The organism is Mycobacterium sp., assembly GCF_002863225.1.
In the GTDB taxonomy this organism is placed as follows: Bacteria; Actinomycetota; Actinomycetes; order Mycobacteriales; family Mycobacteriaceae; genus Mycobacterium.
In genome coordinates, this window is record NZ_PKEK01000009.1 from 62,727 (window position 1) to 87,363 (window position 24,637).

Sequence of the window (24,637 nt, forward strand, 5' to 3'; positions counted from 1 at the left end):
GTTGATCGACTTCAGTCCCGCGGTCCAGACCACCGAAGACAATGGCCGCGAGCAGGTCTGGCCGCTGCCCACCGACGAGGAGAATCTGCTCAGCCTGCTCACGTTGTGCTTCGAAGAGTATTGGGACGACATCTGGTTCGGCGTCCTGGTCGAGGGCGCCGCCTGGGAGGTCGCTGCCCCCAACCCACCCAAGCGGATCTCGATGTACGACGGGTACGCGACGATCGACTTCGGCCGCTGGCACTTTCACCTGTGCATCGGCGAACACAAGGACAGCGGTCCCGAGCTCGGCCGGATCCGTCGCTGCGCCCGCGCCGAGTTGTACCGCCGCATCGGCAGCGACGGGGCGCCCACCTCCTGGGGGGTGCGCCTGTTCAACGGCCGTGACGACCAGTTGATGACGTTGATGCTGCCCGGCCCGTTTTTGACCAACACCCAGCAGATGCGCGACGAGCCCGACTGGACGCAGCTAGAGCTGTGGGATCGCCTGCGGGCGAAGTTCCTGGGCTTGGAACCCGATCCACTTGACCGCTCCGGCAAGGGATTTCGGCACGGCTGAGAACGTCAGCAGCAGTCTTCGCCGCGCCAGGACTTGACGCCCTGCCAGATCGCCGTCGCGGCGATACCGAGACCGATCGCCGGGTCGAACCACCAGACGCCCGGCCAGATCGCCGCCACCGCCAGACCGACCAGGACGGCGGCGGCTTGGGCGCCGCACAGGTAGTTCTGGGTGCCCTCGCCCGCGGTGGCCGCCGAGCCCAGCCGCTCGGCCAGCGAATGCTTGGCCCGGCCCAGGATCGGCATCAGCACCAGCGAGGCAGCGGTCAACACGATGCCGACGACCGAGGTCTCGGCGTCGTGCCGCTCGAGGATGTGGTGGACGGACTCCGCGGCGATGTAGGGCGCGGTCAGCCAGAACGACCAGGCGACGCCGACTTGGGCGCGGCGCTCGGCGGTCGCCGAAGCCGTCCTCGACCCGGAGAACCGCCAGGCCACCATCGCGCTGGCCAGCGCTTCGGGCAGGCTGCCCAGCGCCCAACCCGTCAACGCGATCGAGCCGACCGACAGGCCCTGCCACAGCCCGACCACGCCTTCGGTGAGCATCGCGACCATGCTCACCCAGGCCAGCCGGTAGGCCCATTGCGCGCCGCGCCGCCACCGGGAGTCGTGCGTCGGTCCGTGTCCGTGCCCGGTCTCGGCGCAGCAGGCGTCGACCACCAGGCCGGCCTGATCGCTCGTCGGACGGGATTCGGTCACCCAGCGATGTTAGGTCAACGCGCGCCGGGGGCGAACCAGCCTGGCCGTCAAGAAGGCGGTAAGGGTCGCTTCAGGGTGCAGACGATGCTCCACTCGAAGTAGAACTCGCCGCCCTTGTCATAGCCGGCGAAGTGGTGCGAAACCTGGACCCGCTGCACCGAGGAGTTCACCACCTCCCAGCCTTCGGACCCGTGGGCGTTGAGAGCGCGGTCGGCCTCGTCGATGACGACCTGCAGGGTCGCGTTCGTGACGCTGATGAATGTGGTCTCCCAGCGCGGCGCGGACCAGGTGCCGGCGGACAACCCCGACGGGGGCACGGGTGAAGGAGCACTCATAACGCGGTACCTTATGCGGCCCCGGTCCCGGAAGAGTGAATGGCAATTGGCCGCTGCGTTAAGTGATGTCGCTGAATTGCGGCCTCCCGTCGCAAGGTAACTCCCAGCATCGGCTGGCTACCCTGGCAGACATGGCACGTGCGGAGAACGACACCTGGGATCTGGCCACGAGCGTGGGCGCCACCGCCACGATGGTCGCCGCGGGCAGGGGTAGAGCCACCCGGGCGGGGCTGATCGACGATCCGTTTGCCGAGCCGCTGGTTCGCGCGGTCGGCGTCGACTTCTTCACCCGCTGGGCGACTGGTGAGATCAGTGGCGACGAGGTCGACATCCCGGGCCACCCGTGGGGCATGCAGCCGATGACCGACCTGCTGGCGGTGCGTACCCGGCTGATCGACCAGTTCATCACCGACGCGACGACATCCGGCATCCGCCAGGTCGTCATCCTGGCTTCCGGCCTCGACGCCCGGGGCTACCGGTTGTCCTGGCCCGCGCAGACGGTGGTGTTCGAGATCGATCAGCAGCAGGTGACGGATTTCAAGACCGCGACGCTGGCCGCGGCCGGCGCCCAGCCGACGGTGGATCTGCGCGCGGTGCCGATCGATCTGCGCGACGATTGGCCGGCGGCGCTGGCGCAGGCGGGGTTCGACGCCCAGCTGCCCACCGTATGGGTCGCCGAGGGCCTGTTGGCGTTCCTGCCGCCCGAGGCCCAGGATCGATTGCTGGACAACATCACCGAGCACAGCGCACCGGGCAGCCGACTGGTCGTCGAGATCTTTCTGAGTTCGCCGGAGTCGCTGGAAGTCATGCACGCGTCGTCGGAGAAGTGGTACCAGCACGGCCTCGACGCTCGCCTCGACGACCTCTGGTACAGCGGCGAACGTCACGACGTGGCGCCCTACCTGGACGAACGCGGCTGGCAGACCACGAGGCACCGGTCCAGCCGGCTACTGGCCGATGCCGGACTGCCCGCGCCGCAGCGCAATGACGACCAGACCGAAAACTATTACTGCACAGCGCAACTCGTCGCCAGCTAACGCGCCAGCCGGCACTGCCAGAAGCCGACGTCGTGCCAGGCGTCGTGTTTGAACCCCGCCTCGTGAAGATGGCCGACGTGCTCGAAGCCGTGCCGCTCGTGCAATCGCACACTCGGATCGTTCGGCAACGCGATCACCGCGACAGCACTGTGAAATCCGTTGCGGCGCAGTTGGTCCAGTAACTCGGTGTAGAGCGCGTCGCCAACCCCGAGACGATGCGCCGACTCATCGATGTAGACGGTGACTTCGGCGGTCCACTGGTAGGCCGCGCGTTCGTTCCATGGGCCCGCGTAGGCCGCTCCGATGACGCGGTCGTCGATCTCGGCCACCAGCCACGGGAACCGCCGGTGCAGTTTCTCCCATGTCGCGCGCACCTCGTCGAGGCTTTGCGGCTCGGTCCGGAAATTAAACACCGACCGCTCGATGTAGTGGTTGACGATCTCACGGACGCGCACCAGATCGTCGGCGGTGGCGAGCCGGATCCGGGGCGAGCTCACGTCGCCGGCGACCGGTACCCGTCGATGTTCTTGTCCTCGATCGAGCGAGCCAGCAGTTCACCCTTTGCCGTCAGCGCCAACCACACCGAGTACATCCACTTCTCGGGATCGTCGTAGCGCTTGATGTAGGCGTGCGAGATCTTGTGCAGCGAATGCTCGAGCGAATGATGCCAGGCGGCAAACCGTCTCGACTTGCCCGTGGGCTCGCCGAGGCGGAACAGCCCCTCGCCGACCCATTCGCGGATCGCGTCCAGGGCCTCGGCCTGCACGTCGTGCGGCGAGGCGGACGAATGGTGATGCTTGACAAGCCAATCGACCGCGTTGAGATCGACCGGGCCGCTGAGCGCGTCCAGCAACAGCTGATTGCGCACGGCCTCGCGCGGATTGCCCGTCATGCGGTCACCGTACAGTTCGGATTCGCTCCCCGGGAACCGATGTGAATGACGCGCCGACGGTTCGAAAGCGACGTTTGACCTGGTGTGGCAAAATTCTTCCGTTAGGCGATGACGACAGAGGAAGCCGGTGCGAATCCGGCGCGGTCCCGCCACTGTCATCGGGGAGCGACCCTCACCAGCCACGGCCACGGTCGGAAGGCGAGGCAAGCAGCGATCCGAGAGCCAGGAGACTCACGTCATCGCGTCCTGCAACACGGGGCGGTCGACCCCGGGAGCGAGAGTCCCTCATGGCGCTGCGTGCGTTGTCGTTTCAAGTTTCCGACGGCCGGCCGTGACCGCGCCGATCTGGATCGCCTCACCCCCGGAAGTGCATTCGACGCTGCTGAGCAGCGGCCCGGGGCCGGGATCGCTGCTGGCGGCCGCGTCGGCCTGGACCGGCCTGAGCACTGAATACTCCGAGGCCGCGGACGAATTGACCGCGGCGCTGGGTGCGGCGCAGGCCGGATGGGAAGGCCCGAGTGCGGAAAGCTACGCGGCCGCGCATGCGCCATATCTGGAGTGGCTGCTGCAACAGAGCGCGAACAGCGCCGCGATGGCCGCCGAGCAGGAGACCGCGGCCGCGGCCTACACCGCGGCGCTGGCCGCCATGCCCACCCTCGGTGAACTGGCGGCCAATCACGCCACCCACGCGGTGCTGACGGCGACGAATTTCTTTGGCATCAACACCATCCCGATCGCGCTCACCGAGGCCGACTACGCCCGGATGTGGGTGCAGGCCGCCACCGTGATGGGCACGTACGAGGGCGTTGCGGGAGCGAGTGTCGCCGCCGCACCGCCGGCACAGCCGGCGCCGACGATCGTCAAGGCCGCGGCGGCCACCGACCCGACGGCGCCGCCCGCCTGGTTCGAGCAACTGCAGAGCTATCTGGAAGGCCTGTTCCCACAGCCGCCCTACCCGAACACCGGCGACTTCCCGCTCTATCAGCAGCTTTTGGACTTCTTCAATCAGATCGGCTACACCGGCGTCAACGACCCGATCGGGGCGTGGTTACAGGGTCTGGACCCGTCGTGGTTGCCGCCGATCGGGGTGCCCGGGTCGTGGCTGGCCTACACCGGAAACCCGCTGAGTTACCTCAACCCGTTCAGCCTCGCCTATGTGCTGTCGGTGCCGCTCGACCCCGGGTCCTACATCGCCTTCACCGGCATGGTCATCGTCGACGACCTGCTGGCCATCGTCTACACCGCCGCGGTCAACCCGCAGGCCCTGATCCTGGTGGTTCCGCTGGCCCTGGTGGAGATCGTCGGGTCCACCATCGGCAACACCATCCAGGTGCTGCATTACATCCTGGAGCCGCTGCTCTTGACGCTGCCCGCCCTGCTGCCGCTGGCGACGGCGTCGCTGCTGCCGTTGGCCGCCGCACCGCTGGGCGCGGCCGGTCTGGCGGGCCTGGCGGGCCTGGCCGGGCTGGCGCCGGCCACGGTCGTGCCGGCGCTGACCCCGGCGGTCGCGCTGGCTCCCCCTCCGCCGCCGACCCCGGCACCCGCCCCGCTGACGCCGACGCCGGCACCGGTGACGCTGGCCCATGCCCCGGCGGCACCCGCGCCTCCTCCCCCGCCGCCCACCCCGGCGGGACCGCCGGTGGCGGTGACGATGCCGGGATACATGTACATGGTCGGCGACCTGGGTCTGGGTGCCCAGCGCGCGGCCGGGGCCACCAAACGCGGCCGAAACGCGGCGGCCGACGTCGCCGAAATTCCTTTGGCGGCAACGGCCGTCGACGAGCCGCAGCCGGTGCGGCGGCGACGCCGCGCACAGGCCACCATGATCGGGCGTGGCTACGAATACATGGACTTGGAGCCCGACGTGACGGCCTCGGATCTCGACGGCGGTCGTCTCGGGTTCGCCGGTAGCGCGGCGCGTGCGGGCAGTGCCGAACCGGCCGGGCTGGCCACGTTGACCCGCGACCAGTTCGGCGCCGACTCGACCGTCCCGATGCTGCCGGGCACCTGGGACCCCGAGCTGGACTGAGACCGAATCGCGTCCGGTCGCTGTAGCGTGCCCTCATGGTGGATTTTGCGCTGCGCTCGTGCGGACTGCGCGGACACGCGACATTTGCTCCTGATGAGCAGAATCTTCGCGAGCGTCTGACGGTCCAGACCCCCGCCGGTGAGGCTTGGCGCTGCCTGCGCTGCGAGACATTCGTGGTCGGCCCGCCGCGCACCCGTGGCCCGGCGAACACCGCGCCGGAGATTCCGCGCGGCCGGTTCCTGCGGGACCGCACCCTGATGCGCCTGCTCGCTGTCGAGCGGGCGTTCCGTGGCGTCATGTTCCTTCTCGTTGCGGGCGGGGTGCTCAAGTTCAGCGGCTCACGCGAACGACTCCAGCACGCGTTGGATCGCGAGATTCCGTTGCTGAAGCCGCTGGCCAACCAGATCGGCTGGGACCCGGAGCATTCCAAGCTGGTCCACCAGATCGGGAACGCCTTCGCGCTGTCGTCCTCGACGCTGCAGTGGATCGCGATCGGCCTGGCCGGCTACGCGTTGATCGAGCTCATCGAGGCGGTCGGGCTGTGGCTGATGCATCGCTGGGGCGAGTACTTCGCGGTGATCGCGACCAGCGTGTTCCTGCCGCTGGAGATCTACGAGTTGACCGAAAAGATCACCGCGCTGCGGGCTTTCGCGTTGGTCGTCAACATCGTCGCGGTGGTGTGGCTGCTGTGGAGCAAACGGCTGTTCGGCCTGAACGGCGGCGGCAAGGCGTACCGGGAAGATCACGAGGCGGAGAGTCTGCTCAGCGTCGAGAGCACGGCGGCGAGCAAAACCGCCGCCGGTGCACCGGCCTAGCCGTCGGGCGTCAGCGCAGCAGTGCGCGCGACATCACCACACGCTGAATCTGGTTGGTGCCCTCGTAGATCTGGGTGATCTTGGCGTCGCGCATGAACCGCTCGACCGGGAAGTCGATGGTGTAGCCCGCGCCACCGAAGAGCTGCACGGCGTCGGTGGTGACTTCCATTGCCACGTCGGAGGCGAAGCACTTCGACGCCGCCGAGATGAAGCCCAGGTTCGACTCGCCGCGCTCGGCGCGGGCGGCTGCGCTGTAGACCATCAGCCGGGCCGCTTCGACCTTCATCGCCATGTCGGCAAGCATGAACTGCACACCCTGGAAGTCGCTGATCGACTTGCCGAATTGCTTGCGCTCCTTGGTGTATTCGATCGCGGCGTCGACCGCGCCCTGCGCGATACCCACCGCCTGCGCACCGATCGTGGGACGGGTGTGGTCCAGGGTCGCCAGCGCGGTTTTGAAGCCGGTGCCCGGCTCGCCGATCATCCGGTCGCCGGGAATGCGACAGTTCTCGAAGTACAGCTCGGTGGTCGGCGAACCCTTGATGCCGAGCTTCTTCTCCTTCGGGCCGACGGTGAAACCGTCGTCGTCGATGTGCACGATGAACGACGAGATGCCGTTGGCGCCCTTGTCGGGATCGGTCACGGCCATCACGGTGTACCAGGATGACTTGCCGCCGTTGGTGATCCACGCCTTGGCGCCGTTGAGGATCCAGTCGTCGCCGTCGGCCTTCGCGCGGGTCTTCATCGACGCGGCATCGCTGCCGGCCTCGCGCTCACTCAGCGCGTAGGACGCCATCAGGCCGTCGTTGGCCAGCGTCGGCAGCACCTGCTTCTTCAGTTCGTCGGAGCCGCGCAGGATCAGGCCCATGGTGCCGAGCTTGTTGACCGCGGGGATCAGCGACGCGGACGCGTCGACCCGCGCCACTTCCTCGATCACGATGCAGGCGGCCACGGAGTCGGCGCCCTGACCGTCGTATTCCTCGGGAACGTGGACGGCGTTGAAGCCCGACGCGTTCAGCGCCTTCAGCGCCTCCTCGGGGAAGCGCGACTGCTCGTCGACCTCCGCGGCGTAGGGGGCGATCTCTTTCTCCGCCAGCGCGCGGATCGCCGCTCGCAACTCGTTGTGCTCGTCCGGCAACTGGAACAGATCGAACGACGAATCTCCGGCCCACTGAGCCATTTCCGGCCTCCCTCTTTGCTGTCCCGACCGCGGGTGCTACTCGCCAGTAACTTTACCTTGACGCTGCTGGAGAGCCGAATCCTTGGCCAGCACCGACTCCGCCAACTCCTCCTGAAATGCCACGATGCGACTGCGCAAGGCGGGTTCCGAGGCAGCCAGGATGCGCACCGCGAGCAGGCCGGCGTTGCGGGCGCCGCCGATCGACACCGTCGCGACCGGCACCCCGGCCGGCATCTGCACGATCGACAGCAGTGAATCCAGACCGTCCAGCTTGGCCAGCGGCACCGGAACGCCGATCACCGGCAGCGGCGTCGCCGCGGCCACCATTCCGGGCAGGTGGGCCGCACCCCCGGCCCCGGCGATGATCACCTCGATGCCACGATCGGCGGCCTGCTGGGCGTAGTCCAGCATCCGCTGCGGGGTGCGGTGCGCGGAGTACACCCCGACCTCGTGGGCGATGTCGAACTCGGCCAGCGCTGCGGCGGCGTCGGACATCACCGACCAGTCGCTGTCACTGCCCATGATCACGCCAACCCTGACGCGCTCGGTCATCTGGCGCCGCTCCTCCTCATCGCCGTCGCTCGGCATCGTCACCGGCGGCATCGGCATGCGGGTCCCATCCGTCCGTCCACTCCGCTTCTGACAACCAGTGTGCCGCGCGTTCGGCCCGCTCACGCAGGTTCGCCAATTCGGCCGGGTCGTCGCCGAGCAGGTTGATGTGGCCGATCTTGCGGCCCGGCCGTTCATCCTTGCCGTAGAGGTGAACCCGGGCGTCGGGCATCCGGGCGAACAAGTGGTGCAGCCGCTCGTCGATCGTCATCGCCGGTGTCTGCGCGGCGCCGAGCACGTTGGCCATCACCGTCAGCGGGGTGATGGCGTCGGTGGCGCCGAGCGGGTAGTCGAGCACCGCCCGCAGATGCTGCTCGAACTGGCTGGTGCGCGAGCCGTCCATGGTCCAGTGCCCGGAGTTGTGCGGGCGCATCGCCAGCTCGTTGACCAGCAATGCGCCGTCGAAGGTCTCGAACAGCTCGACGGCCAGCACACCCACGACGCCGAGTTCGGCCGCCAGACCCAGCGCCAGGCCTTGCGCCGCGGCGCCGACGTCGTCGGGAAGATCGGGCGCCGGCGCGATCACCGTCACGCAGATGCCGTCCCGCTGAACCGTCTCGACCACCGGCCACGCCGCGCCCTGCCCAAACGGCGACCGCGCCACCAGAGCCGACAGCTCGCGACGCATCGCGACCTTCTCCTCGACCAATACCGGTACGCCGGAATCTAAATATTGACCCGCGATGACGCGGGCCTCGGCCTCGTCCGCGGCCACCCGCACGCCGCGACCGTCGTAACCACCACGTGCCGCCTTGACCACGACGGAGCCACCCACCGACCGGGCGAACGCGGCAATGCCGTCCAAGTCGTCGAGGCTTTCGACGGCCGCGTAGCGCGGCACCGGGGAGCCGAGGGCATCCAGCCGACGCCGCATCACCAGCTTGTCCTGTGCGTGCAGCAGCGCCTGCGGCGGCGGCGCCACGTTGACACCCTCAGCGACGAGCTTTTCCAGCAGCTCGGAGGGCACGTGCTCGTGGTCGAAGGTCAGGGCGGCGGCGCCGGTCGCGACCCGGCGCAGCGCCTCGAGGTCGGTGTGCGCGCCGATCACCACATCGGGACTCACCTGGGCGGCCGGATCGGCAGGGTCGACAGCCAGCACCCGCAGGCTCTGGCCCAAGGCGACCGCCGCCTGGTGGGTCATCCGGGCGAGCTGGCCACCACCGACCATGGCGACCTTCGGCGAGGAGTTGGGGGTACTCGTCACGGCAACATGGTGTCACGGGCGGTGAACGGGCCGTTTGTGGGCGCTGCCACAGTCACAGAGCACCCTTAAGTAGTAATACGTAGACTGCGACATTGTGTCCTTCGCCGATGTCACCATCGCCCGACTGCCGGGGCCTATCCGCCCCTACGCCGAGCGCCACCATGAGCTGATCAAGTTCGCGATCGTCGGCGCCACGACGTTTGTGATCGACTCGGCGATCTTCTACACGCTGAAGCTGACGATCCTGGAGCCCAAGCCGGTGACCGCCAAGGTCATCTCGGGCATCGTCGCGGTCATCGCGTCCTACATCCTGAACCGGGAATGGAGCTTCCGCGACCGCGGTGGCCGCGAGCGCCACCACGAGGCGCTGCTGTTCTTCGCGTTCAGCGGGGTCGGCGTGGTGCTGAGCATGGCGCCACTGTGGGTGTCCAGCTACGTCTTGAACCTGCGGGTGCCGGCGGTGTCGCTGACCGCGGAGAACATCGCCGACTTCGTCTCGGCCTACGTCATCGGCAACCTGCTGCAGATGGCGTTCCGCTTCTGGGCGTTCCGGCGCTGGGTCTTCCCGGACTCCTCGGCCCGCAGCGGCGACAAGGCGCTGGAGTCGGCGCTCACCGCCGGCGGTATCGCCGAGGTGTTCGAGGATGTCGAATCCAGCGGCAACGTCACGCTGATGCGGGCGTGGCGTTCGCGCAACCGGTCGAATCAGCTCGGCGATTCCTCGGAGCCGAGGGTGTCGAAGACTTCGTGATAGAGCAGCGCGTGGACCTGCTCCACGCGCGGAATGTCGTGAAACTCCAACGGATCCTGTGACGCCGACTCGATCACCAGGGTGCCGGTGCGCAATATCCGGTCGATCAAGCGGTGGCGGAATTCCACGCTGTTGATCCGGGCCAGCGGGATGTCGATGCCGCTGCGGCTCAGCACCCCGTGCCGATACATCACCCGCCGGTCGGTGATGACGAAATGCGTTGTGAGCCAGTTCAGGAACGGCCAGATGGTCAGCCAGCCGATCAGCACCAGCCAGATCGCTCCGATCACCCAGTAGACGACCTGCTTGGCGTTGTGGTCCCAGGTGGTGCCGTTGACCACCGCGCACCCGAACGATGCCGCTGCGCTGCTGAGGATCAGCACGACGACGGGCCAGAACAGCCGTTTCCAGTGCGGATGGCGGTGCAACACCACCTGCTCGTCGCCCGCTAATACGTTGTCGGGGTAGCCCACGCTGGCACTTTAGACGCTGGGACGCAGGTGCGTGATGTCTCCGGCGGATATCGCCACCGTTTCTGCGCCGGTGTCGATGCAGAGGCGCCCGGTCTCGTCGACGGATCGAGCCACGCCCACCACTTCCCGGTCGCCGGGCATGCTGGCCTTCACCCGGGAATTGAAGGTCAGGCTGTAGCGCTGATAGTCGGCGGCCAGGCCCGGGCCGGCGCCGCCGGCGGTGCGCCACGCGTCGATGCGCCGAGCCAGCTCACGAAGCACGTTGCGCGCCAAAGCATTTCGATCGGTGGCCGACGATCCGAGCATCAGCAGGGACGTGGCCGCGGGATCCGGGGCCTCGTCGGCCGTCAGCGTCACGTTGAGCCCCAGTCCGACGACGATCGCCGACGCCGGCGCGGCCACCTCCGCGAGGATGCCGGCCAGCTTGCCGCCGCCGACCAGTACGTCATTGGGCCACTTCAGGCCGGCCTCGACACCGACGGAGGCAAGTGCGTCGGCGACCGCGACACCCGCGGCCAGCGTCAGCCAGCCCCACCCCGGCCGGGGCACCGACGCGCCGGCCACTCCCACCGACAAGGCCAGCTGCGTCCGGGCCGGCGCCGACCACTGCCTGCCGTGGCGCCCGCGGCCGGCGTTCTGGTATTCGGTGAGCAACACCGCCCCGTCGATGTCGGCGCCACCTTCGGCACGGGCAAGCAGATCGGCATTGGTGGAACCGGTTTCGGCGACGACGTCGAGTTGGCGCCACGGCAGGCCGGGCCCGACCAGCCCGTCGCGGAGGGTCGATTCGTCCAGGGGTGTTCTCAATGCGTCAAGATCCATCGGGATCCAACGTAGGTGGTCTGAAGGGAATGTCTTCATTTCGGTCGGTCTTCGGACCGTGCAGCACACCGCCCAAGGCGATTCGATTGCCGCCGTCGCGTTTGGCGGCGTACATCGCCTCATCCGCCCTGGCGTAGATGGCGTCGAATTCAGCCGGGTCCTGGATGTGACCGACGGCGACCCCGATGCTGGCGGTGGTTTTCGGCACATCCAAGCTGTCGATCGCCGCGCGAATGTTTTCCGCGATCGTCGCTGCGGCCTGCAACGTCAGGAGGTCGACCGCGACGAACTCCTCTCCCCCGGTTCGTGCGACGAACGCCGACGGACCGACCGCGACGCGAATCCGCTCTGCGGTGCGGGTGATCACGAGGTCGCCGATCTTGTGACCGTGGGCATCGTTGATCTGCTTGAACCGATCGAGGTCGATCACAAACGCACACAGCGGAGCCGGCGATGAACTCAGCTTGCTGGACTTCCTGGCGAGGTAGTTCGCCAGCCCCCGGCGGTTGGCCAGGTCGGTGAGGGGGTCAGTCAACGACTCGACGGCGTTGTTGCGCACCAACCAGAAACCGAACTGGACAAACGGAAAGATCCCGACCGTCACAGTCAGCGCGATGACCGCTTTGGAGACCGCCACCTGAACCGCGTCGAGCTGATCGGAGAGAGCCAACCACGTCGCCGAGCCCACGATCGTGACCGTGGCGAACACCACGTGTACGGCATTGGCCCGGGGACCGAAGAAAAACACGATGAAAGCACCGGTCATCGCGAACAGCGGAGTGGTACTCAGAGCGGCCAGCGGGTTCGCGTGTACAGCGGTGGCGATGGCGATGCCGATGTCGGCGAGCGCAAAGAGAATCACCGATTGCCGCGCGGTGGGCCACTGAGCAAGCCACCAGTAGGCCGCCCACCCGAACGCACATGCGGTCATTACTGCGACCACGGCGCGACCGTAGGCGATCGGCTGGAGATGTTCGGACAACAAGCACAGCAGGGAGAGGCCCATCAACAGGCCGCCGGCACCGATGATCAACCGCAGGCCCGGCAGATAACCGCGCGGCCCGAGGAACTCGACCACCCAGGCATAGTCGCCGGGTTCGTCCCACCATTGGCGCAGCAGTCGCCTGCTCTCCGCCGTCACCGCTCCAGCGATTCCGCGTCGAGCTCGGTCAGCTCCCCCGGCCGGAAGGGGATTTCGTCTCGCGACTGACCGGGTTCGGCACGGTTGGGCGCGCCGGCGAGCGCAATCCGGTTGCCGCCGTTCCGCTTCGCCGCATACATCGTCTCGTCGGCGCGGGCGTGGATCGCCTCGAACGCCGCGATGGTGCCGACATCGCCGGCAGCGACACCGATACTGGCTGTGGCCTTCGGCGTCTCCGGCGCCTCGATGGCGGCGCGCATGTTCTCCGCGATAGTCGCCGCGGCCTGCAGGGTGAGCTGGTCGAGGACGACGAACTCTTCGCCGCCGGTGCGGGCGACAAACGCCGACGGGCCGACCGCGAGCCGGATCTGCTCGGCCGTCCGCGCGATCACCGCGTCGCCGATCTTGTGGCCGTAGATGTCGTTGATGTTCTTGAACCCGTCGAGGTCGATCACGAACACACACAACGGCTTCGGCGACGACGCGAGCGTGCTCAATTTGCGGTCCAGGTAGTTTGCCAGCCCGCGGCGGTTGGCCAGTTCGGTGAGCGGGTCGGTGAGCGACTCGATCGAGTTGCTGCGGATCAGCCAGAAGCCGAATTGCACGAACGGAAAGATGCCGACGGTGATCGTCAACGCGATGACTGCTTTGGCCAGCGCCACCGCCACCGCGTCGGGGCGGTCCGACAACGCCAGCCAGGTCGCCGCGGTCACGATGGTCGTGGTCGCGAACGCCATGTGCACGGCGTTGGCCCTCGGCCCGTAGAAGAACACGATGAACGCACCGGGCATCGCGAACAGCGGTGTCGTGCTCAGCGCCGCCAGCGGTTCGGCGTGCAGGCCGGTCGCGACGGCGATCCCGACGTCGGCCCCGGCGAACAGCAACGCCGCCTGCCGGGCGGTCGGCCAGGGTCCGAACCACCAGTAGATCGTCCAGCCGACCGAGTTCACCAGCATCCAGATGACGACGCCGTGGGTCAGCCAGTGCGGCTGGATCAGGTCTTCCGAACGCAGACATATCGTCGCGAGCGCGGTGATCACGCCCCCGGACGCCGCACTGGCACGCAGCGAACCGATCAGTCCGCGGCGCCGGTAGAACTCGACCACCCAGTTGTAGTCACCCGGCTCGTCCCACCACTGACGCAGCAGGCGTGTGCTCTCCGACTTCACCGACGTTCCTCCGGGCCCCATTCCCAATCGACAGGCACGCCCAGTGGGACAATCAAGGTGACAAGTGACGAAGATTACCTTTGCTGGCCCGGTGAACCAACAGTCTGTTCCGCCGGACACGCGGCGACATCGCCGTGCTGCGTGCGGGTCGTAATTTAAGGGACCGCTAAGATCGCAGCCATGACGAGCACTTCGGAGACTTCGGTCGAGGCACACGCCGAGCACGAGATCGACATCCACACCACCGCGGGCAAGCTCGCCGAACTGCGCAAGCGCAGCGAGGAGTCACTGCACCCGGTCGGTGAAGCCGCCGTCGAGAGGGTGCACGAAAAGGGCAAACTGACTGCGCGCGAACGCATTAACGCCCTGCTGGACGAGGGATCGTTCGTCGAACTCGACGCACTGGCCCGCCACCGCAGCACCAACTTCGGCCTGGAGAAGAACCGCCCACTCGGCGACGGTGTCGTCACCGGTTACGGCACGGTCGACGGCCGCGACGTCTGCATCTTCAGCCAGGACGCCACCGTGTTCGGCGGCAGCCTCGGCGAGGTCTACGGCGAGAAGATCGTCAAGGTCCAAGAGCTCGCCATCAAGACCGGCCGCCCCCTGATCGGCATCAACGACGGCGCCGGCGCGCGCATCCAGGAGGGTGTCGTCTCGCTCGGCCTCTACAGCCGGATCTTCCGCAACAACATCCTGGCATCAGGCGTCGTCCCGCAGATCTCGCTGATCATGGGTGCCGCGGCCGGCGGCCACGTCTACTCCCCCGCCCTGACCGACTTCGTCGTCATGGTCGACCAGACCAGCCAGATGTTCATCACCGGCCCGGACGTGATCAAGACCGTCACCGGTGAAGACGTGACGATGGAAGAGCTGGGCGGCGCCCACACCCACATGGCCAAGTCGGGCACCGTGCACTACGTCGCCTCCGGCGAGCAGGACGCCCTGGACTACGTCCGCGACCTGCTCAGCTACCTGCCGCCGAACAACTTCACCGACGCGCCGAAGTACCCGTTCCCCGTGCCGGAGGGTGCGATCGAGGACAACCTGACCGACGAGGACCTCGAGCTCGACACGCTGATCCCGGACTCGCCCAACCAGCCGTACGACATGCACGAGGTGATCCGGCGCATCCTCGACGACGACGAGTTCCTCGAGATCCAGGAGGGCTACGCCGGAAACATCGTGGTCGGCTTCGGCCGCATCGAGGGCCGGCCGGTGGGGATCGTCGCCAACCAGCCCACCCAGTTCGCCGGCTGCCTGGACATCAACGCCTCGGAGAAGGCCGCCCGCTTCGTGCGGACCTGCGACTGCTTCAACATTCCGATCATCATGCTGGTGGACGTGCCGGGCTTCCTGCCCGGAACCGGCCAGGAATACAACGGCATCATCCGTCGCGGCGCGAAGCTGCTGTACGCCTATGGCGAGGCGACCGTCCCCAAGATCACCGTCATCACCCGCAAGGCCTACGGCGGCGCGTACTGCGTGATGGGGTCCAAGGACATGGGCTGCGACGTCAACGTCGCCTGGCCGACGGCGCAGATCGCGGTGATGGGTGCGTCCGGCGCGGTCGGCTTCGTCTACCGCCAGAAGCTCAAGGAAGCCGCCGCGAACGGCGAGGACGTCGACGCGCTGCGCCTGGAGCTGCAGCAGGAGTACGAGGACACCCTGGTCAACCCGTACATCGCGGCGGAGCGCGGTTACGTCGACGCGGTGATCCCGCCGTCGCACACCCGCGGGTACATCGGGACTGCGTTGCGGTTGCTGGAGCGCAAGATCGCTCAGGTGCCGCCGAAGAAGCACGGGAACATTCCCCTGTGAGTCGAGTGAGCGGAACGAACGAAGTGAGTGACGGGAACGAGAACGGCCAGGCTCCGGTGAGCGGCGACGAGACCGCAGCGCCGGAAACCCCGCACGGGCCGCACATTCAGGTGCTCAAGGGCAACCCGACCGACGCCGAAGTGGCCGCCCTGGTCACCGTGCTGGCCGGCGCTTCCGGCGGTGGCGGGGCACCGGCTGAGCCGGAGTTCTCACGCTGGGGGCTGCCCGTCGACAAGCTGCGTTACGCCATCCACAGCTGGCAGCGAATGTCGTTGGTGCAGAGAACCCACATGCGGGGGCGATGACCCGACTCGTCCTGGGTTCGGCCTCCGAGGGCCGTCGACGGGTGCTCCGGCAGGCCGGCGTGGAGCCGACGGTCGTGGTGTCCGGAGTCGACGAGGACGCGATCATCGCCGCGCTGGGCTCCGACGCCGCTCCGGGTGAGGTCGTTCGCAGCCTCGCCGAAGCCAAGGCCGAGCATGTCGTGACCTTGCTCGACGCCGCGCTTGCCTCCAATTGCGTTGTCATCGGCTGTGATTCGATGCTCTACATCGACGGTCGGCTGGTCGGCAAGCCCGCATCGATCGACGCGGCGCGACAAGAGTGGCAGTCGATGGGCGGGCGGTCCGGTCAGCTGCACACCGGCCACAGCCTCATCCGGCTGGTCGACGGCGACGTTCGTCGCGTCGTCGAATCGGCTTTCACAACGGTGCATTTCGCCGAGCCGTCAGCAGTCGAGCTGGATGCCTACCTGGCCAGCGGCGAGGCTCTCGCCGTCGCGGGCGCTTTCACGCTGGACGGGCTGGGCGGTTGGTTCGTCGACCGGATCGAGGGCGACCCGTCCAACGTCATCGGCCTGAGCCTGCCGCTGCTGCGGCGCATGCTCGGCCAAGTCGGGTTGACGGTCGCCGATTTCTGGTGATCAACCCGAAGTCGACGTTGTGCAGAAGAAGTGCGAGGACGGCGCTGCAAAACGTCAATCTCGCGCTTTGCCGCGCAGTGTGAACGCCTCATCTACTCGTCTGATGATGTCGACGCTCCGGTCCTCGGCGACCACTCGCACGACGATCCAACCCAGACGTTGCAGCGTTTGCATACAGCGAATGTCTTTCACGTACTGCTTGCGGTTCGTCCGGTGCTGGTCGCCGTCGTACTCGGCAGCCACCTTGACGTCCTCCCACCCCATATCGAGAATCCGCACGGGCCGCCAACCGTCGGATACCGGTATCTGGGTCACGGGTCGCGGAAATCCGGCGTCGGTCAGTAGCAACCGCAGCCAGGTCTCCTTCGGTGACGCGGCACCGCCATCGACGAGTGGCAATGCCGCCCGCAACCGACGCAGCCCCCGGGCGCCCGGGTAACGCTGCGCCAACAGCAGCACGTCGTCGAGCGAAAACGGTGTCGCGTACATCAATGCATCGAGGCGCGCCACCGCTACGTCGCGAGGCAGGTGCCGGCCCAGGTCGAAGGCGGTGCGAACCGGAGTCGTCACGGGAATGCCTGCGACTACGGTGATTTCGTCCTCGTCGACACGTTCATTGCGCACCAACAGGCCGTGCTGTGGCCGCTTCGCGCGGGCAAGCAACTCGATGGGCGTCTCCGCAGCGATCCAGTTGGCGCCATGCAGAGCCGACGCCGCAGTTCCACCAATCACCGCCGGTTGCGGACACGCCAACAACGCACCCAAGGTTCGATCCCGCAGCGATGGCTTGTGCCCCCTGGGCACATACACGCCGCGGTAGATCGGGCAGTACCAACGCTGCAATTCATGCCGAGTCAGCAGACCCGCCGCAATCGCTTGGCTCCCAACGAAAACCCCACGCATGGCCGGATCTTGGCATGAGGACCCGACACCACTCGAGATTCACGTTCTGCAGTCCTAACGCGAGTACGGCCCGGCAAAACGTTGATCTCGCGGTGGAAATTGAGCACGCACCGGCAGGTAGGCTCGCGGTGTGCCTTTACCAGCAGATCCCAGCCCTACGCTGAGCGCTTACGCCCACCCGGAACGGCTGGTCACCTCCGACTGGCTGGCCGGCAACCTGGGTCGGCCCGGACTCGCCATCGTCGAATCCGATGAAGACGTCCTGCTCTACGACGTCGGCCACATTCCCGGTGCAGTCAAAATCGACTGGCACACCGACCTCAACGACCCGCGGGTCCGCGATTACATCGACGGTCGGCAATTCGCGGAATTGATGGACCGCAAAGGCATTTCACGCGACGACACCGTGGTGATCTACGGCGACAAGAGCAACTGGTGGGCCGCGTACGCACTGTGGGTCTTCACGCTGTTCGGCCACCCGGACGTGCGGCTGCTCAACGGCGGACGCGACCTGTGGATCCACGACGGGCGCGACACCACTCTCGACGTGCCCAGCCGGGCGTCGTCGGGCTACCCCGTCGTCGAACGCAACGACGCCCCGATCCGCGCCTACAAGCACGACGTGCTGGCCGCGCTGGGCGCCGGGCCGCTGATCGACGTGCGCTCGCCCGACGAGTACACCGGCAAGCGCACCCACATGCCCGACTACCCCGAGGAAGGTGCGCTGCGCGCCGGCCACATTCCCTCGGCGCGATCGATCCCGTGGGCCAAGGCCGCCGACGACAGCGGCCGCTTCCGCAGCCGGGATGAGCTGGAGAAGTTGTACGACTTCATCGAGCCGGACGACAAGACGATCGTCTACTGCCGCATCGGCGAACGGTCCAGCCACACCTGGTTCGTGCTGACGCATCTGCTGGGCATTCCCGGCGTGCGCAACTACGACGGTTCCTGGACCGAGTGGGGCAACGCCGTGCGAGTGCCGATCGTCGCCGGCGACGCGCCGGGTGCCGTCCCCGCCTGATGAGCATGCCCGCGCCACTGGCCGAGGTGGTGTCCGACTTCGCCGAAGTTCAAGGCCAGGACAAGCTCACGATGCTGCTGGAATTCGCCAACGAGCTGCCGGCGCTGCCCGCCGACCTCGAAGAGGCCGCGATGGAGCCGGTGCCGGAGTGCCAATCGCCGCTGTTTCTGCATGTCGACGCCGATGATCCGGATCGGGTGCGGCTGTATTTCAGCGCGCCGGTTGAAGCTCCCACCACCCGGGGTTTCGCGTCGATCCTGGCTACCGGCCTCGACGAGCAATCTGCCGCCGCCATCCTTGCGGTGCCCGAGGACTTCTACACCGATCTCGGTCTGGCCGAGTTGATCAGCCCGCTACGGCTGCGCGGGATGTCGGCGATGCTGGCCCGAATCAAGCGTCGACTGCGCGAGTCCGCAGGGAAGTAGACACCGGGTCTCGCCGCTCACGGCGCGCCGCATAAACTTCCCCCGATAAGACTTGTAAGAATTTCTCTTAGACAACACGACGACGTGCGCACCAGGAGGCGAAGTGGCCAGTCACGCCAGCTCGACGATCTCGAAGGTTCTTGTTGCCAACCGCGGTGAGATCGCGGTGCGGGTCATCCGCGCGGCCAAGGACGCGGGACTGCCCAGCGTGGCGGTGTACGCCGAGCCCGACGCCGACGCTCCCCACGTGAAGCTCGCCGACGAGGCGTTCGCGCTCGGCGGCCAGACCTCCGCGGAGTCCTACCTCGATTTCGGCAAGCTGCTGGAGGCCGCCGAGAAGTCCGGCGCCAACGCCATCCACCCGGGCTACGGATTCCTGTCCGAGAACGCCGACTTCGCGCAGGCGGTACTCGACGCCGGCCTGATCTGGATCGGGCCCAGCCCGCAGTCGATCCGCGACCTCGGCGACAAGGTCACCGCTCGGCACATCGCCGCCAAGGCGCAGGCGCCGCTGGTGCCCGGTACCCCGGACCCGGTCAAGAACGCCGACGAGGTGGTGGCCTTCGCCAAGGAGTACGGCGTCCCGGTCGCGATCAAGGCGGCGTTCGGCGGTGGTGGGCGCGGCATGAAGGTGGCCCGCACCATCGAGGAGATCCCCGAGCTGTTCGAGTCGGCCACCCGCGAAGCCGTTGCGGCGTTCGGTCGCGGCGAGTGCTTCGTCGAGCGCTACCTGGACAAGCCGCGTCACGTCGAAGCGCAGGTGATCGCCGACACGCACGGCAACGTCGTCGTCGCCGGCACCCGCGACTGCTCGCTGCAGCGCCGCTTCCAGAAGCTGGTCGAAGAGGCTCCGGCGCCGTTCCTGACCGACGCGCAGCGCAAGGAGATCCACGAGTCCGCCAAGCGGATCTGCAAGGAAGCCGGGTACTACGGCGCCGGCACGGTGGAATACCTGGTCGGCCAGGACGGGCTGATCTCCTTCCTGGAGGTCAACACCCGCCTGCAGGTCGAGCACCCGGTGACCGAGGAAACCGCGGGCATCGACCTGGTGTTGCAGCAGTTCAAGATCGCCAACGGCGAGAAGCTGGACATCACCGAGGACCCCACTCCCCGCGGGCACGCCATCGAGTTCCGGATCAACGGCGAGGACGCCGGTCGCGGATTCCTGCCGGCCCCCGGCCCGGTCACCCGTTACGACATTCCCACTGGGCCCGGTGTGCGGCTGGACTCCGGTGTCGAGGCCGGTTCGGTCATCGGCGGCCAGTTCGACTCCATGCTGTCCAAGCTGATCGTCTACGGCGCCACCCGCGAGGAGGCGCTTGCGCGCTCCCGTCGCGCCCTGGCCGAGTTCCACGTCGAAGGGCTGGCCACCGTCATCCCGTTCCACCGCGCCGTGGTGTCCGACCCGGCGTTCATCGGCGACGACAACGGCTTCACCGTGCACACCCGCTGGATCGAGACCGAGTGGGACAACACCATCGAACCGTTCACCGGCGGCGAGCCGATCGACGAGGACGAGGCGCTGCCGCGGCAGAAGGTCGTCGTCGAGGTCGGCGGCCGGCGGCTGGAAGTGTCGCTGCCGGGCGACCTGGCGCTGTCGGGCGGCGGCGGTCCCGCCACCGACTCCGTCGGCGCGATCCGCAAGAAGCCGAAGCCGCGCAAGCGCGGTGCCGGCGGTGGCGCCGCGGCATCGGGTGACTCGGTGACCGCCCCGATGCAGGGCACCGTAGTGAAGGTGGCTGTCGAAGAGGGACAAGAGGTTTCGACGGGCGACCTGGTGGTGGTGCTGGAGGCGATGAAGATGGAGAACCCGGTCACCGCGCACAAGGACGGCGTGATCACCGGGCTGGCCGTCGAGGCAGGCGCCGCCATCACCCAGGGCACGGTCATCGCCGAGATCAAGTAGCGCAGGCCGTCGGCGTCGGACATCGAACCACGTTCGACGACGATGCAGGCGGCCCAGGCCGCCTGAGGAGGAGTCGGACATCCAACCTGTCGAAATCAACGCCGGGCAGTGGTATCTGCGCGCCCTGCGTGCCGATGATCGCGTCGACGACCGCCCCGCACTGGCGGAGCTGGGGGTCACCGATCCCGATCACGTCGAACGCAGCATCGCCGCGTGGTCGGCGGATTCCCATTACTCATGGGCGGTGTGCGAACCCACCACCGGTGAGTTGCTTGCCGAGGTGACGCTGGATCCAACGACCGGCGAGGTCACCGGCCGCGCGCGCCCGGGCCACGACGACGCGGCCACCACGGCTGCGGAGTCGGTGAGCCGATTCGCCGCGGCAATCGTTGCGCCGAACCGGAATTCGCGCTGAGCGAGCGTTCGCTTCGGCGACTGTGACCAGGCTTTCTGTGAAAGCCCCGGAGATGTTGAATGCCTACAGTGGCCGGGGTAGGCTCTAAAACGAGGTTGAGCTTCCAGCCGCATGGAGTAAGCGTTAATCGACGTAAGGGGAGCTCGGCCCTCCCGACCTCTCCTCGCGCGCGGCATCTAACCGCTTGACGTGATCCACAGACCGCTAAGTCGACTGATGGAGTCACCGATGTTTGTCACACAACCCACCCCTGTTACCCCAGTCCGCGGGACGAATGTGGCGCTGCCACCCCCCGCTTGGGAGAACCACTCCGCCCGATTCAGCGCGGAATGGGACACCGCCCGGGTGATCATCACCGCTCACGGTGAGCTGGACGCGTCCAACGCGGCTCAGCTGGCCGATTACTTCGATCTCTGCATAGCGCACTCGACGCCGCTGGTGCTGGATCTGAGCGAGCTGAAATTCTTTGGGACCGCCGGCTTTTCGGCGCTGCACCTGATCAACGTCAAGTGCGCCGGAGCGAATCTGCGCTGGGCGATTGTGCCCGGCAAGGCGGTGTCGCGGTTGCTTAGGATCTGCGACCCCGACCACACGCTGCCGCTGATCGAGTCGGTCCATGCGTTGCCGGACGCCGACGACGAGGACCAGAACCGGCTATTCCAGCTCGTCCCGTAGTCGCGCGAGCGACTTGGCCAGCAGGCGCGACACGTGCATCTGAGAGATGCCGACCCGCTCGGCGATCTGTGTCTGCGTCATCGAGTCGAAGAACCGCAGCACCAGCACGGTTCGCTCGCGTTCCGGTAGTCCTTCCAGCAACGGACGAAGCGCCTCGCGGTTCTCGATCCGCTCCAGACCGGTGTCGACATCGCCGAGCGTGTCGGCGATGGCGCGGGCCTCCTCGTCGCCGCTGCCGCCACCGCTGTCGATGGACAACGTGTTGTAGGAGCTTCCTGCGACCAAGCCCTCGATGACCTCGGTGCGGTCCATCTCGAGCTCCTGAGACAGCTCGGTGGCGGTCGGCGCGCGGCCCAGCCGCTGCGACAGGTCGGCGGTCGCCGTCCCGAGTCGCAGGTGCAGCTCTTTGAGGCGACGCGGAACTTTGACCGACCAGCTGTTGTCCCGGAAGTGCCGGCGTACCTCGCCCATGATCGTCGGCACCGCGAACGAGACGAAGTCAGAACCGGTTTCGAAGTCGAATCGGGCTACCGCGTTGACCAATCCGACCCGGGCGACCTGGACCAGGTCGTCGCGCGGCTCCCCGCGACCTTCGAAGCGGCGGGCGATGTGATCGGCCAACGGCAGGCACCGCTCGACGATCTTGTCGCGGTGGCGCTGGAATGCCGCCGAGCCGGCATCAAGAGTCGCCAGCTCACGGAACATGTCGGGAACGTCGGCGTATTCATTGGGACGTTTGGGTTTGGAATCGCCGACAGCTCGCGCTGTCACCTCTGGGAGCCCGCCCGTCGGGTAGTCAGCGTGACACCGAAAACGCCGCTTCCGTTCTGGAACGTCTGAACGTCATCGGCCAGCGAGGTCAGGACATGCCAGCTGAAGCTTCCGGGCGTCACGACATCCTCGGTGGCAACCGTCGTCGACGCCTCCACGAGCAAATCGTCAGCCTGCGGATCGATCACGATCTCGAGCGTGGCGCCGGGAACGGCCGAGCGGATCAGCCGGGTACAGACCTCGTCCACCGCGAGTCGCAGATCGGCCACCGCGTCGAAGTCCAGGTCCTCGAAGGTGCCGACGGCGCCGACCAGAGTCCGCAAGACCGCCAGATTGTCCAGGGTTGCCGTCACTCGCAACTCGATGGCGCGGTCCCCGCGTTGCTGATTCTTCGCGGGCTTCGCAGCAACCGTCATCGGGCCTCCAAGCATAGTTTGACCGACAGTACCCTCGCGCTTGAGCTGGTTAGTCATCGTCACCGCCGGGTACCAACTGCCCCATGGATCCGAGCGAGCACGCGGATATCCAACGAACCCGCCGAGTCCGGCGGATTGCGCTGATCTCCGTCATCACTTTGCTCATCCTGGTGTTGATCGCAGTGGGCATTTATGTCGTCGCGTTCGTGATTCTGTCACCCATGATGGGGTGACCAGCGGACGCATCCGCCAACTGCACATTGTGATGTGAGCCAATACCCACTATCAGAGCCGGACCAAACCCCGAGCGACCGACTACCCGGCCAGCACCGGTCCAGCAATCGGCGCGCCCATCGAGAGCGTGACCAGCATCAGAACCATCAGCAGCCAGCCCGCACCCTGCCAGGCCCACCACGTTCCACGATCCCGCCAGACGCGGTAGGTGCGCACGAACGCCCACACCCCGGCAATCAGCAGGATCACCGGACCGCCGAACGCCAGGACGGTCAGCTGGGGAGCTCCACACGCGGCGGTGTCTACGGACATCGCACCCTGGCAAGTGCTGGCCCACAGCGCCGCGACGATGAGGTAACCCACGCCGGCCAAAGCGGCCAGTACCGCGTATCGAATCGCGTGATGGACTTCGCTGTCCGATTGCCCGAGCCGGTCATCCGTCGAGGAGTGCTGTTGTATCGCCATCGGAGAACCTCTATCGCTGTCCCACGCGCTCACCTGCGCTCCAGTGATATACCCAGCGCAGCAGCGCTGATAAACCAGTCGGTGGCGGGGGTTGCCCCGTTGCCGTCCGATGACCCTGGCGACACCATTCGAACATTCGCTGAGAGAACAAATGCCCTGGTAGACGGGTGACTACAACTTCGCGGCGGCCCCTGAATCACCGCGTGCGCTGGACAAAAAGAAGTTTGCACGAGCTTCCCGGGCGTTGACGGCCTACGCAAAGCAGCGACCAGTACCATCTGCTCTATGCGAACGCCAAGGCGCCGGTTGTCACCGGAGGACCGCCGCGCGGAGTTGCTGGCGTTGGGCGCCGAGGTCTTCGGGCAACGGCCCTACGACGAGGTCCGCATCGACGAGATCGCCGAGCGCGCTGGTGTGTCCCGGGCCTTGATGTACCACTACTTCCCGGACAAGCGGGCATTCTTCGCCGCCGTCGTCAAGGGACAGGCCGACCAGCTCTTCGAGACCACCAACACCCCGCCGACGCCCGGGCAGAATCTGTTCGAGGAGGTACGCGGGGGCGTACTCGCCTACATGCAGTACCACCAGGAGCATCCCCACGCCGCCTGGGCCGCGTACGTCGGGCTCGGCCGTTCGGATCCAGTCCTGCTCGGTATCGACGACGAGGCCAAAGACCGGCAGATGGAACACATCATGAGCCGCATCGTCGAGGTCGATGGATCCGGCGGTCACCTCGAGCCCGACGTCGAGCGCGACCTCCGGATCGTCATACACGGCTGGCTGGCGCTGACGTTCGAAGTCTGCCGGCAGCGCATCATCCACCCGGAGACCGACGCCGGCCTGCTCAGCGACTCCTGCGCGCACTCGCTGCTCGATGCCATCACGCGGGTCAACAACATCCCCGAACAACTGGCCAAGGCGGTAGCCCCCGACCAGCGTTGACCGGCGG

Annotated in this window: 29 protein-coding genes, 1 pseudogene and 1 riboswitch; of the genes and pseudogenes, 15 read left to right on the forward strand and 15 right to left on the reverse strand. The window is 67.1% G+C overall.

Annotation, left to right across the window (positions count from 1 at the left end; translation table 11 throughout):
• Window position 1 precedes the first annotated feature (1 nt).
• Window positions 2-559, forward strand: a complete 558-nt coding sequence (locus CYU59_RS01625; RefSeq protein ID WP_292975111.1) for a hypothetical protein — start codon at window positions 2-4, stop codon at window positions 557-559.
• A gap of 5 nt (window positions 560-564) precedes the next feature.
• On the opposite strand, the gene CYU59_RS01630 is transcribed toward CYU59_RS01625, so the two are convergent.
• Together CYU59_RS01630 and CYU59_RS01635 are read right to left on the reverse strand one after the other, a co-directional pair.
• Window positions 565-1,218, reverse strand: a complete 654-nt coding sequence (locus tag CYU59_RS01630; RefSeq protein ID WP_292975309.1) for a cation transporter — start codon at window positions 1,216-1,218, stop codon at window positions 565-567.
• An 86-nt stretch (window positions 1,219-1,304) separates the two neighbouring features.
• Complete coding sequence (locus tag CYU59_RS01635; protein WP_292975113.1) at window positions 1,305-1,592, reverse strand: hypothetical protein; 288 nt, start codon at window positions 1,590-1,592, stop codon at window positions 1,305-1,307.
• A gap of 131 nt (window positions 1,593-1,723) precedes the next feature.
• Between CYU59_RS01635 and CYU59_RS01640 the strand changes: the two genes are divergently transcribed.
• A complete protein-coding gene (locus tag CYU59_RS01640; RefSeq protein WP_292975115.1) occupies window positions 1,724-2,629 on the forward strand; it encodes a class I SAM-dependent methyltransferase in 906 nt (301 codons plus the stop codon).
• Here CYU59_RS01640 and CYU59_RS01645 read toward each other — a convergent pair.
• Both CYU59_RS01645 and CYU59_RS01650 read right to left on the reverse strand, forming a co-directional pair.
• On the reverse strand, window positions 2,626-3,126 hold the full coding sequence (locus tag CYU59_RS01645) for a GNAT family N-acetyltransferase (protein WP_292975117.1): 501 nt from the start codon (window positions 3,124-3,126) through the stop codon (window positions 2,626-2,628). The genes CYU59_RS01640 and CYU59_RS01645 overlap by 4 nt on opposite strands.
• Window positions 3,123-3,521 (reverse strand): hypothetical protein, encoded by a 399-nt coding sequence (locus CYU59_RS01650; RefSeq protein ID WP_292975119.1) that lies wholly within the window; start codon window positions 3,519-3,521, stop codon window positions 3,123-3,125. The genes CYU59_RS01645 and CYU59_RS01650 overlap by 4 nt, the downstream gene beginning before the upstream one ends.
• 65 nt (window positions 3,522-3,586) lie before the next feature.
• Window positions 3,587-3,775, forward strand: a riboswitch (cobalamin riboswitch).
• A 77-nt stretch (window positions 3,776-3,852) separates the two neighbouring features.
• Here CYU59_RS01650 and CYU59_RS01655 point away from each other — a divergent pair.
• Window positions 3,853-5,550: a PPE family protein gene (locus CYU59_RS01655; RefSeq protein ID WP_292975120.1), complete on the forward strand. Its 1,698-nt coding sequence runs from the start codon at window positions 3,853-3,855 to the stop codon at window positions 5,548-5,550.
• Between the two features lie 35 nt (window positions 5,551-5,585).
• Complete coding sequence (locus CYU59_RS01660; protein WP_292975122.1) at window positions 5,586-6,365, forward strand: DUF2127 domain-containing protein; 780 nt, start codon at window positions 5,586-5,588, stop codon at window positions 6,363-6,365.
• Window positions 6,366-6,375: 10 nt separating this feature from the next.
• Here CYU59_RS01660 and CYU59_RS01665 read toward each other — a convergent pair whose 3' ends face one another.
• Genes CYU59_RS01665 through CYU59_RS01675 form a run of 3 tightly spaced genes read right to left on the reverse strand, consistent with a single transcriptional unit; the run spans window position 6,376 to window position 9,322 of the window.
• A complete protein-coding gene (locus CYU59_RS01665; protein ID WP_292975124.1) occupies window positions 6,376-7,545 on the reverse strand; it encodes an acyl-CoA dehydrogenase in 1,170 nt (389 codons plus the stop codon).
• A gap of 36 nt (window positions 7,546-7,581) precedes the next feature.
• Window positions 7,582-8,097, reverse strand: a complete 516-nt coding sequence (gene purE / locus CYU59_RS01670; protein WP_292975126.1) for a 5-(carboxyamino)imidazole ribonucleotide mutase — start codon at window positions 8,095-8,097, stop codon at window positions 7,582-7,584.
• Between the two features lie 16 nt (window positions 8,098-8,113).
• On the reverse strand, window positions 8,114-9,322 hold the full coding sequence (locus tag CYU59_RS01675) for a 5-(carboxyamino)imidazole ribonucleotide synthase (RefSeq protein WP_292975312.1): 1,209 nt from the start codon (window positions 9,320-9,322) through the stop codon (window positions 8,114-8,116).
• Between the two features lie 130 nt (window positions 9,323-9,452).
• On the opposite strand from CYU59_RS01675, the gene CYU59_RS01680 reads away from it, so the two are divergent.
• Complete coding sequence (locus tag CYU59_RS01680; protein ID WP_292975128.1) at window positions 9,453-10,109, forward strand: GtrA family protein; 657 nt, start codon at window positions 9,453-9,455, stop codon at window positions 10,107-10,109.
• On the opposite strand, the gene CYU59_RS01685 is transcribed toward CYU59_RS01680, so the two are convergent.
• Genes CYU59_RS01685 through CYU59_RS01700 form a run of 4 tightly spaced genes read right to left on the reverse strand, consistent with a single transcriptional unit; the run spans window position 10,064 to window position 13,714 of the window.
• Entirely contained in the window at window positions 10,064-10,582 is a 519-nt protein-coding gene (locus CYU59_RS01685) for a PH domain-containing protein (protein WP_292975130.1), read from the reverse strand. The two genes, CYU59_RS01680 and CYU59_RS01685, sit on opposite strands and share 46 nt — an antisense overlap.
• Before the next feature lie 9 nt (window positions 10,583-10,591).
• Window positions 10,592-11,404 carry a biotin--[acetyl-CoA-carboxylase] ligase gene (locus CYU59_RS01690; RefSeq protein WP_292975132.1) on the reverse strand — a complete coding sequence of 271 codons (813 nt, stop codon included), beginning with the start codon at window positions 11,402-11,404 and terminating at the stop codon, window positions 10,592-10,594.
• Entirely contained in the window at window positions 11,394-12,545 is a 1,152-nt protein-coding gene (locus CYU59_RS01695) for a GGDEF domain-containing protein (protein ID WP_292975134.1), read from the reverse strand. The genes CYU59_RS01690 and CYU59_RS01695 overlap by 11 nt, the downstream gene beginning before the upstream one ends.
• The gene (locus CYU59_RS01700) at window positions 12,542-13,714 is read right to left on the reverse strand and encodes a GGDEF domain-containing protein (protein WP_292975136.1); all 1,173 of its coding nucleotides are present in this window, start codon (window positions 13,712-13,714) and stop codon (window positions 12,542-12,544) included. The genes CYU59_RS01695 and CYU59_RS01700 overlap by 4 nt, the downstream gene beginning before the upstream one ends.
• 180 nt (window positions 13,715-13,894) lie before the next feature.
• Between CYU59_RS01700 and CYU59_RS01705 the strand changes: the two genes are divergently transcribed.
• The 3 genes and pseudogenes from CYU59_RS01705 to CYU59_RS01715 all read left to right on the forward strand — a co-directional run bounded on the left by CYU59_RS01705 (window position 13,895) and on the right by CYU59_RS01715 (window position 16,457).
• A complete protein-coding gene (locus CYU59_RS01705; protein ID WP_292975138.1) occupies window positions 13,895-15,535 on the forward strand; it encodes an acyl-CoA carboxylase subunit beta in 1,641 nt (546 codons plus the stop codon).
• Window positions 15,526-15,840: pseudogene (locus tag CYU59_RS01710) on the forward strand (acyl-CoA carboxylase subunit epsilon); the annotation flags it as partial. The gene CYU59_RS01705 and the pseudogene CYU59_RS01710, both read left to right, overlap by 10 nt.
• Window positions 15,837-16,457, forward strand: coding sequence for a nucleoside triphosphate pyrophosphatase (locus CYU59_RS01715; RefSeq protein ID WP_292975142.1), 621 nt, complete (start codon window positions 15,837-15,839; stop codon window positions 16,455-16,457). The pseudogene CYU59_RS01710 and the gene CYU59_RS01715, both read left to right, overlap by 4 nt.
• Before the next feature lie 54 nt (window positions 16,458-16,511).
• Here CYU59_RS01715 and CYU59_RS01720 read toward each other — a convergent pair whose 3' ends face one another.
• The gene (locus tag CYU59_RS01720) at window positions 16,512-17,360 is read right to left on the reverse strand and encodes a hypothetical protein (RefSeq protein ID WP_292975144.1); all 849 of its coding nucleotides are present in this window, start codon (window positions 17,358-17,360) and stop codon (window positions 16,512-16,514) included.
• Between the two features lie 130 nt (window positions 17,361-17,490).
• Between CYU59_RS01720 and CYU59_RS01725 the strand changes: the two genes are divergently transcribed.
• The 5 genes from CYU59_RS01725 (at window position 17,491) to CYU59_RS01745 (ending at window position 21,802) form a co-directional block, all read left to right on the forward strand.
• Complete coding sequence (locus CYU59_RS01725) at window positions 17,491-18,381, forward strand: sulfurtransferase (protein ID WP_292975146.1); 891 nt, start codon at window positions 17,491-17,493, stop codon at window positions 18,379-18,381.
• The gene (locus CYU59_RS01730) at window positions 18,381-18,806 is read left to right on the forward strand and encodes a SufE family protein (RefSeq protein WP_292975148.1); all 426 of its coding nucleotides are present in this window, start codon (window positions 18,381-18,383) and stop codon (window positions 18,804-18,806) included. The genes CYU59_RS01725 and CYU59_RS01730 overlap by 1 nt, the downstream gene beginning before the upstream one ends.
• 103 nt (window positions 18,807-18,909) lie before the next feature.
• Window positions 18,910-20,712, forward strand: a complete 1,803-nt coding sequence (locus tag CYU59_RS01735) for an acetyl/propionyl/methylcrotonyl-CoA carboxylase subunit alpha (RefSeq protein ID WP_292975150.1) — start codon at window positions 18,910-18,912, stop codon at window positions 20,710-20,712.
• A 79-nt stretch (window positions 20,713-20,791) separates the two neighbouring features.
• Window positions 20,792-21,127, forward strand: coding sequence for a hypothetical protein (locus CYU59_RS01740; RefSeq protein ID WP_292975315.1), 336 nt, complete (start codon window positions 20,792-20,794; stop codon window positions 21,125-21,127).
• A 276-nt stretch (window positions 21,128-21,403) separates the two neighbouring features.
• Window positions 21,404-21,802, forward strand: coding sequence for an STAS domain-containing protein (locus CYU59_RS01745; RefSeq protein WP_292975152.1), 399 nt, complete (start codon window positions 21,404-21,406; stop codon window positions 21,800-21,802).
• On the opposite strand, the gene CYU59_RS01750 is transcribed toward CYU59_RS01745, so the two are convergent.
• On the reverse strand, window positions 21,782-22,573 hold the full coding sequence (locus CYU59_RS01750; protein ID WP_292975154.1) for an RNA polymerase sigma factor SigF: 792 nt from the start codon (window positions 22,571-22,573) through the stop codon (window positions 21,782-21,784). The two genes, CYU59_RS01745 and CYU59_RS01750, sit on opposite strands and share 21 nt — an antisense overlap.
• Window positions 22,570-22,989: an anti-sigma factor gene (locus tag CYU59_RS01755; protein ID WP_292975156.1), complete on the reverse strand. Its 420-nt coding sequence runs from the start codon at window positions 22,987-22,989 to the stop codon at window positions 22,570-22,572. Before CYU59_RS01755 ends, CYU59_RS01750 begins: the two co-directional genes overlap by 4 nt.
• Window positions 22,990-23,072: 83 nt before the next feature.
• On the opposite strand from CYU59_RS01755, the gene CYU59_RS01760 reads away from it, so the two are divergent.
• Entirely contained in the window at window positions 23,073-23,222 is a 150-nt protein-coding gene (locus CYU59_RS01760; RefSeq protein ID WP_292975158.1) for a hypothetical protein, read from the forward strand.
• An 82-nt stretch (window positions 23,223-23,304) separates the two neighbouring features.
• Here the strand turns inward: CYU59_RS01760 and CYU59_RS01765 are convergent, their stop codons facing one another.
• Entirely contained in the window at window positions 23,305-23,688 is a 384-nt protein-coding gene (locus CYU59_RS01765; protein ID WP_292975160.1) for a hypothetical protein, read from the reverse strand.
• A gap of 285 nt (window positions 23,689-23,973) precedes the next feature.
• Here CYU59_RS01765 and CYU59_RS01770 point away from each other — a divergent pair, with 285 nt between their 5' ends.
• Window positions 23,974-24,630, forward strand: a complete 657-nt coding sequence (locus CYU59_RS01770) for a TetR/AcrR family transcriptional regulator (RefSeq protein WP_292975162.1) — start codon at window positions 23,974-23,976, stop codon at window positions 24,628-24,630.
• Window positions 24,631-24,637 lie beyond the last annotated feature (7 nt).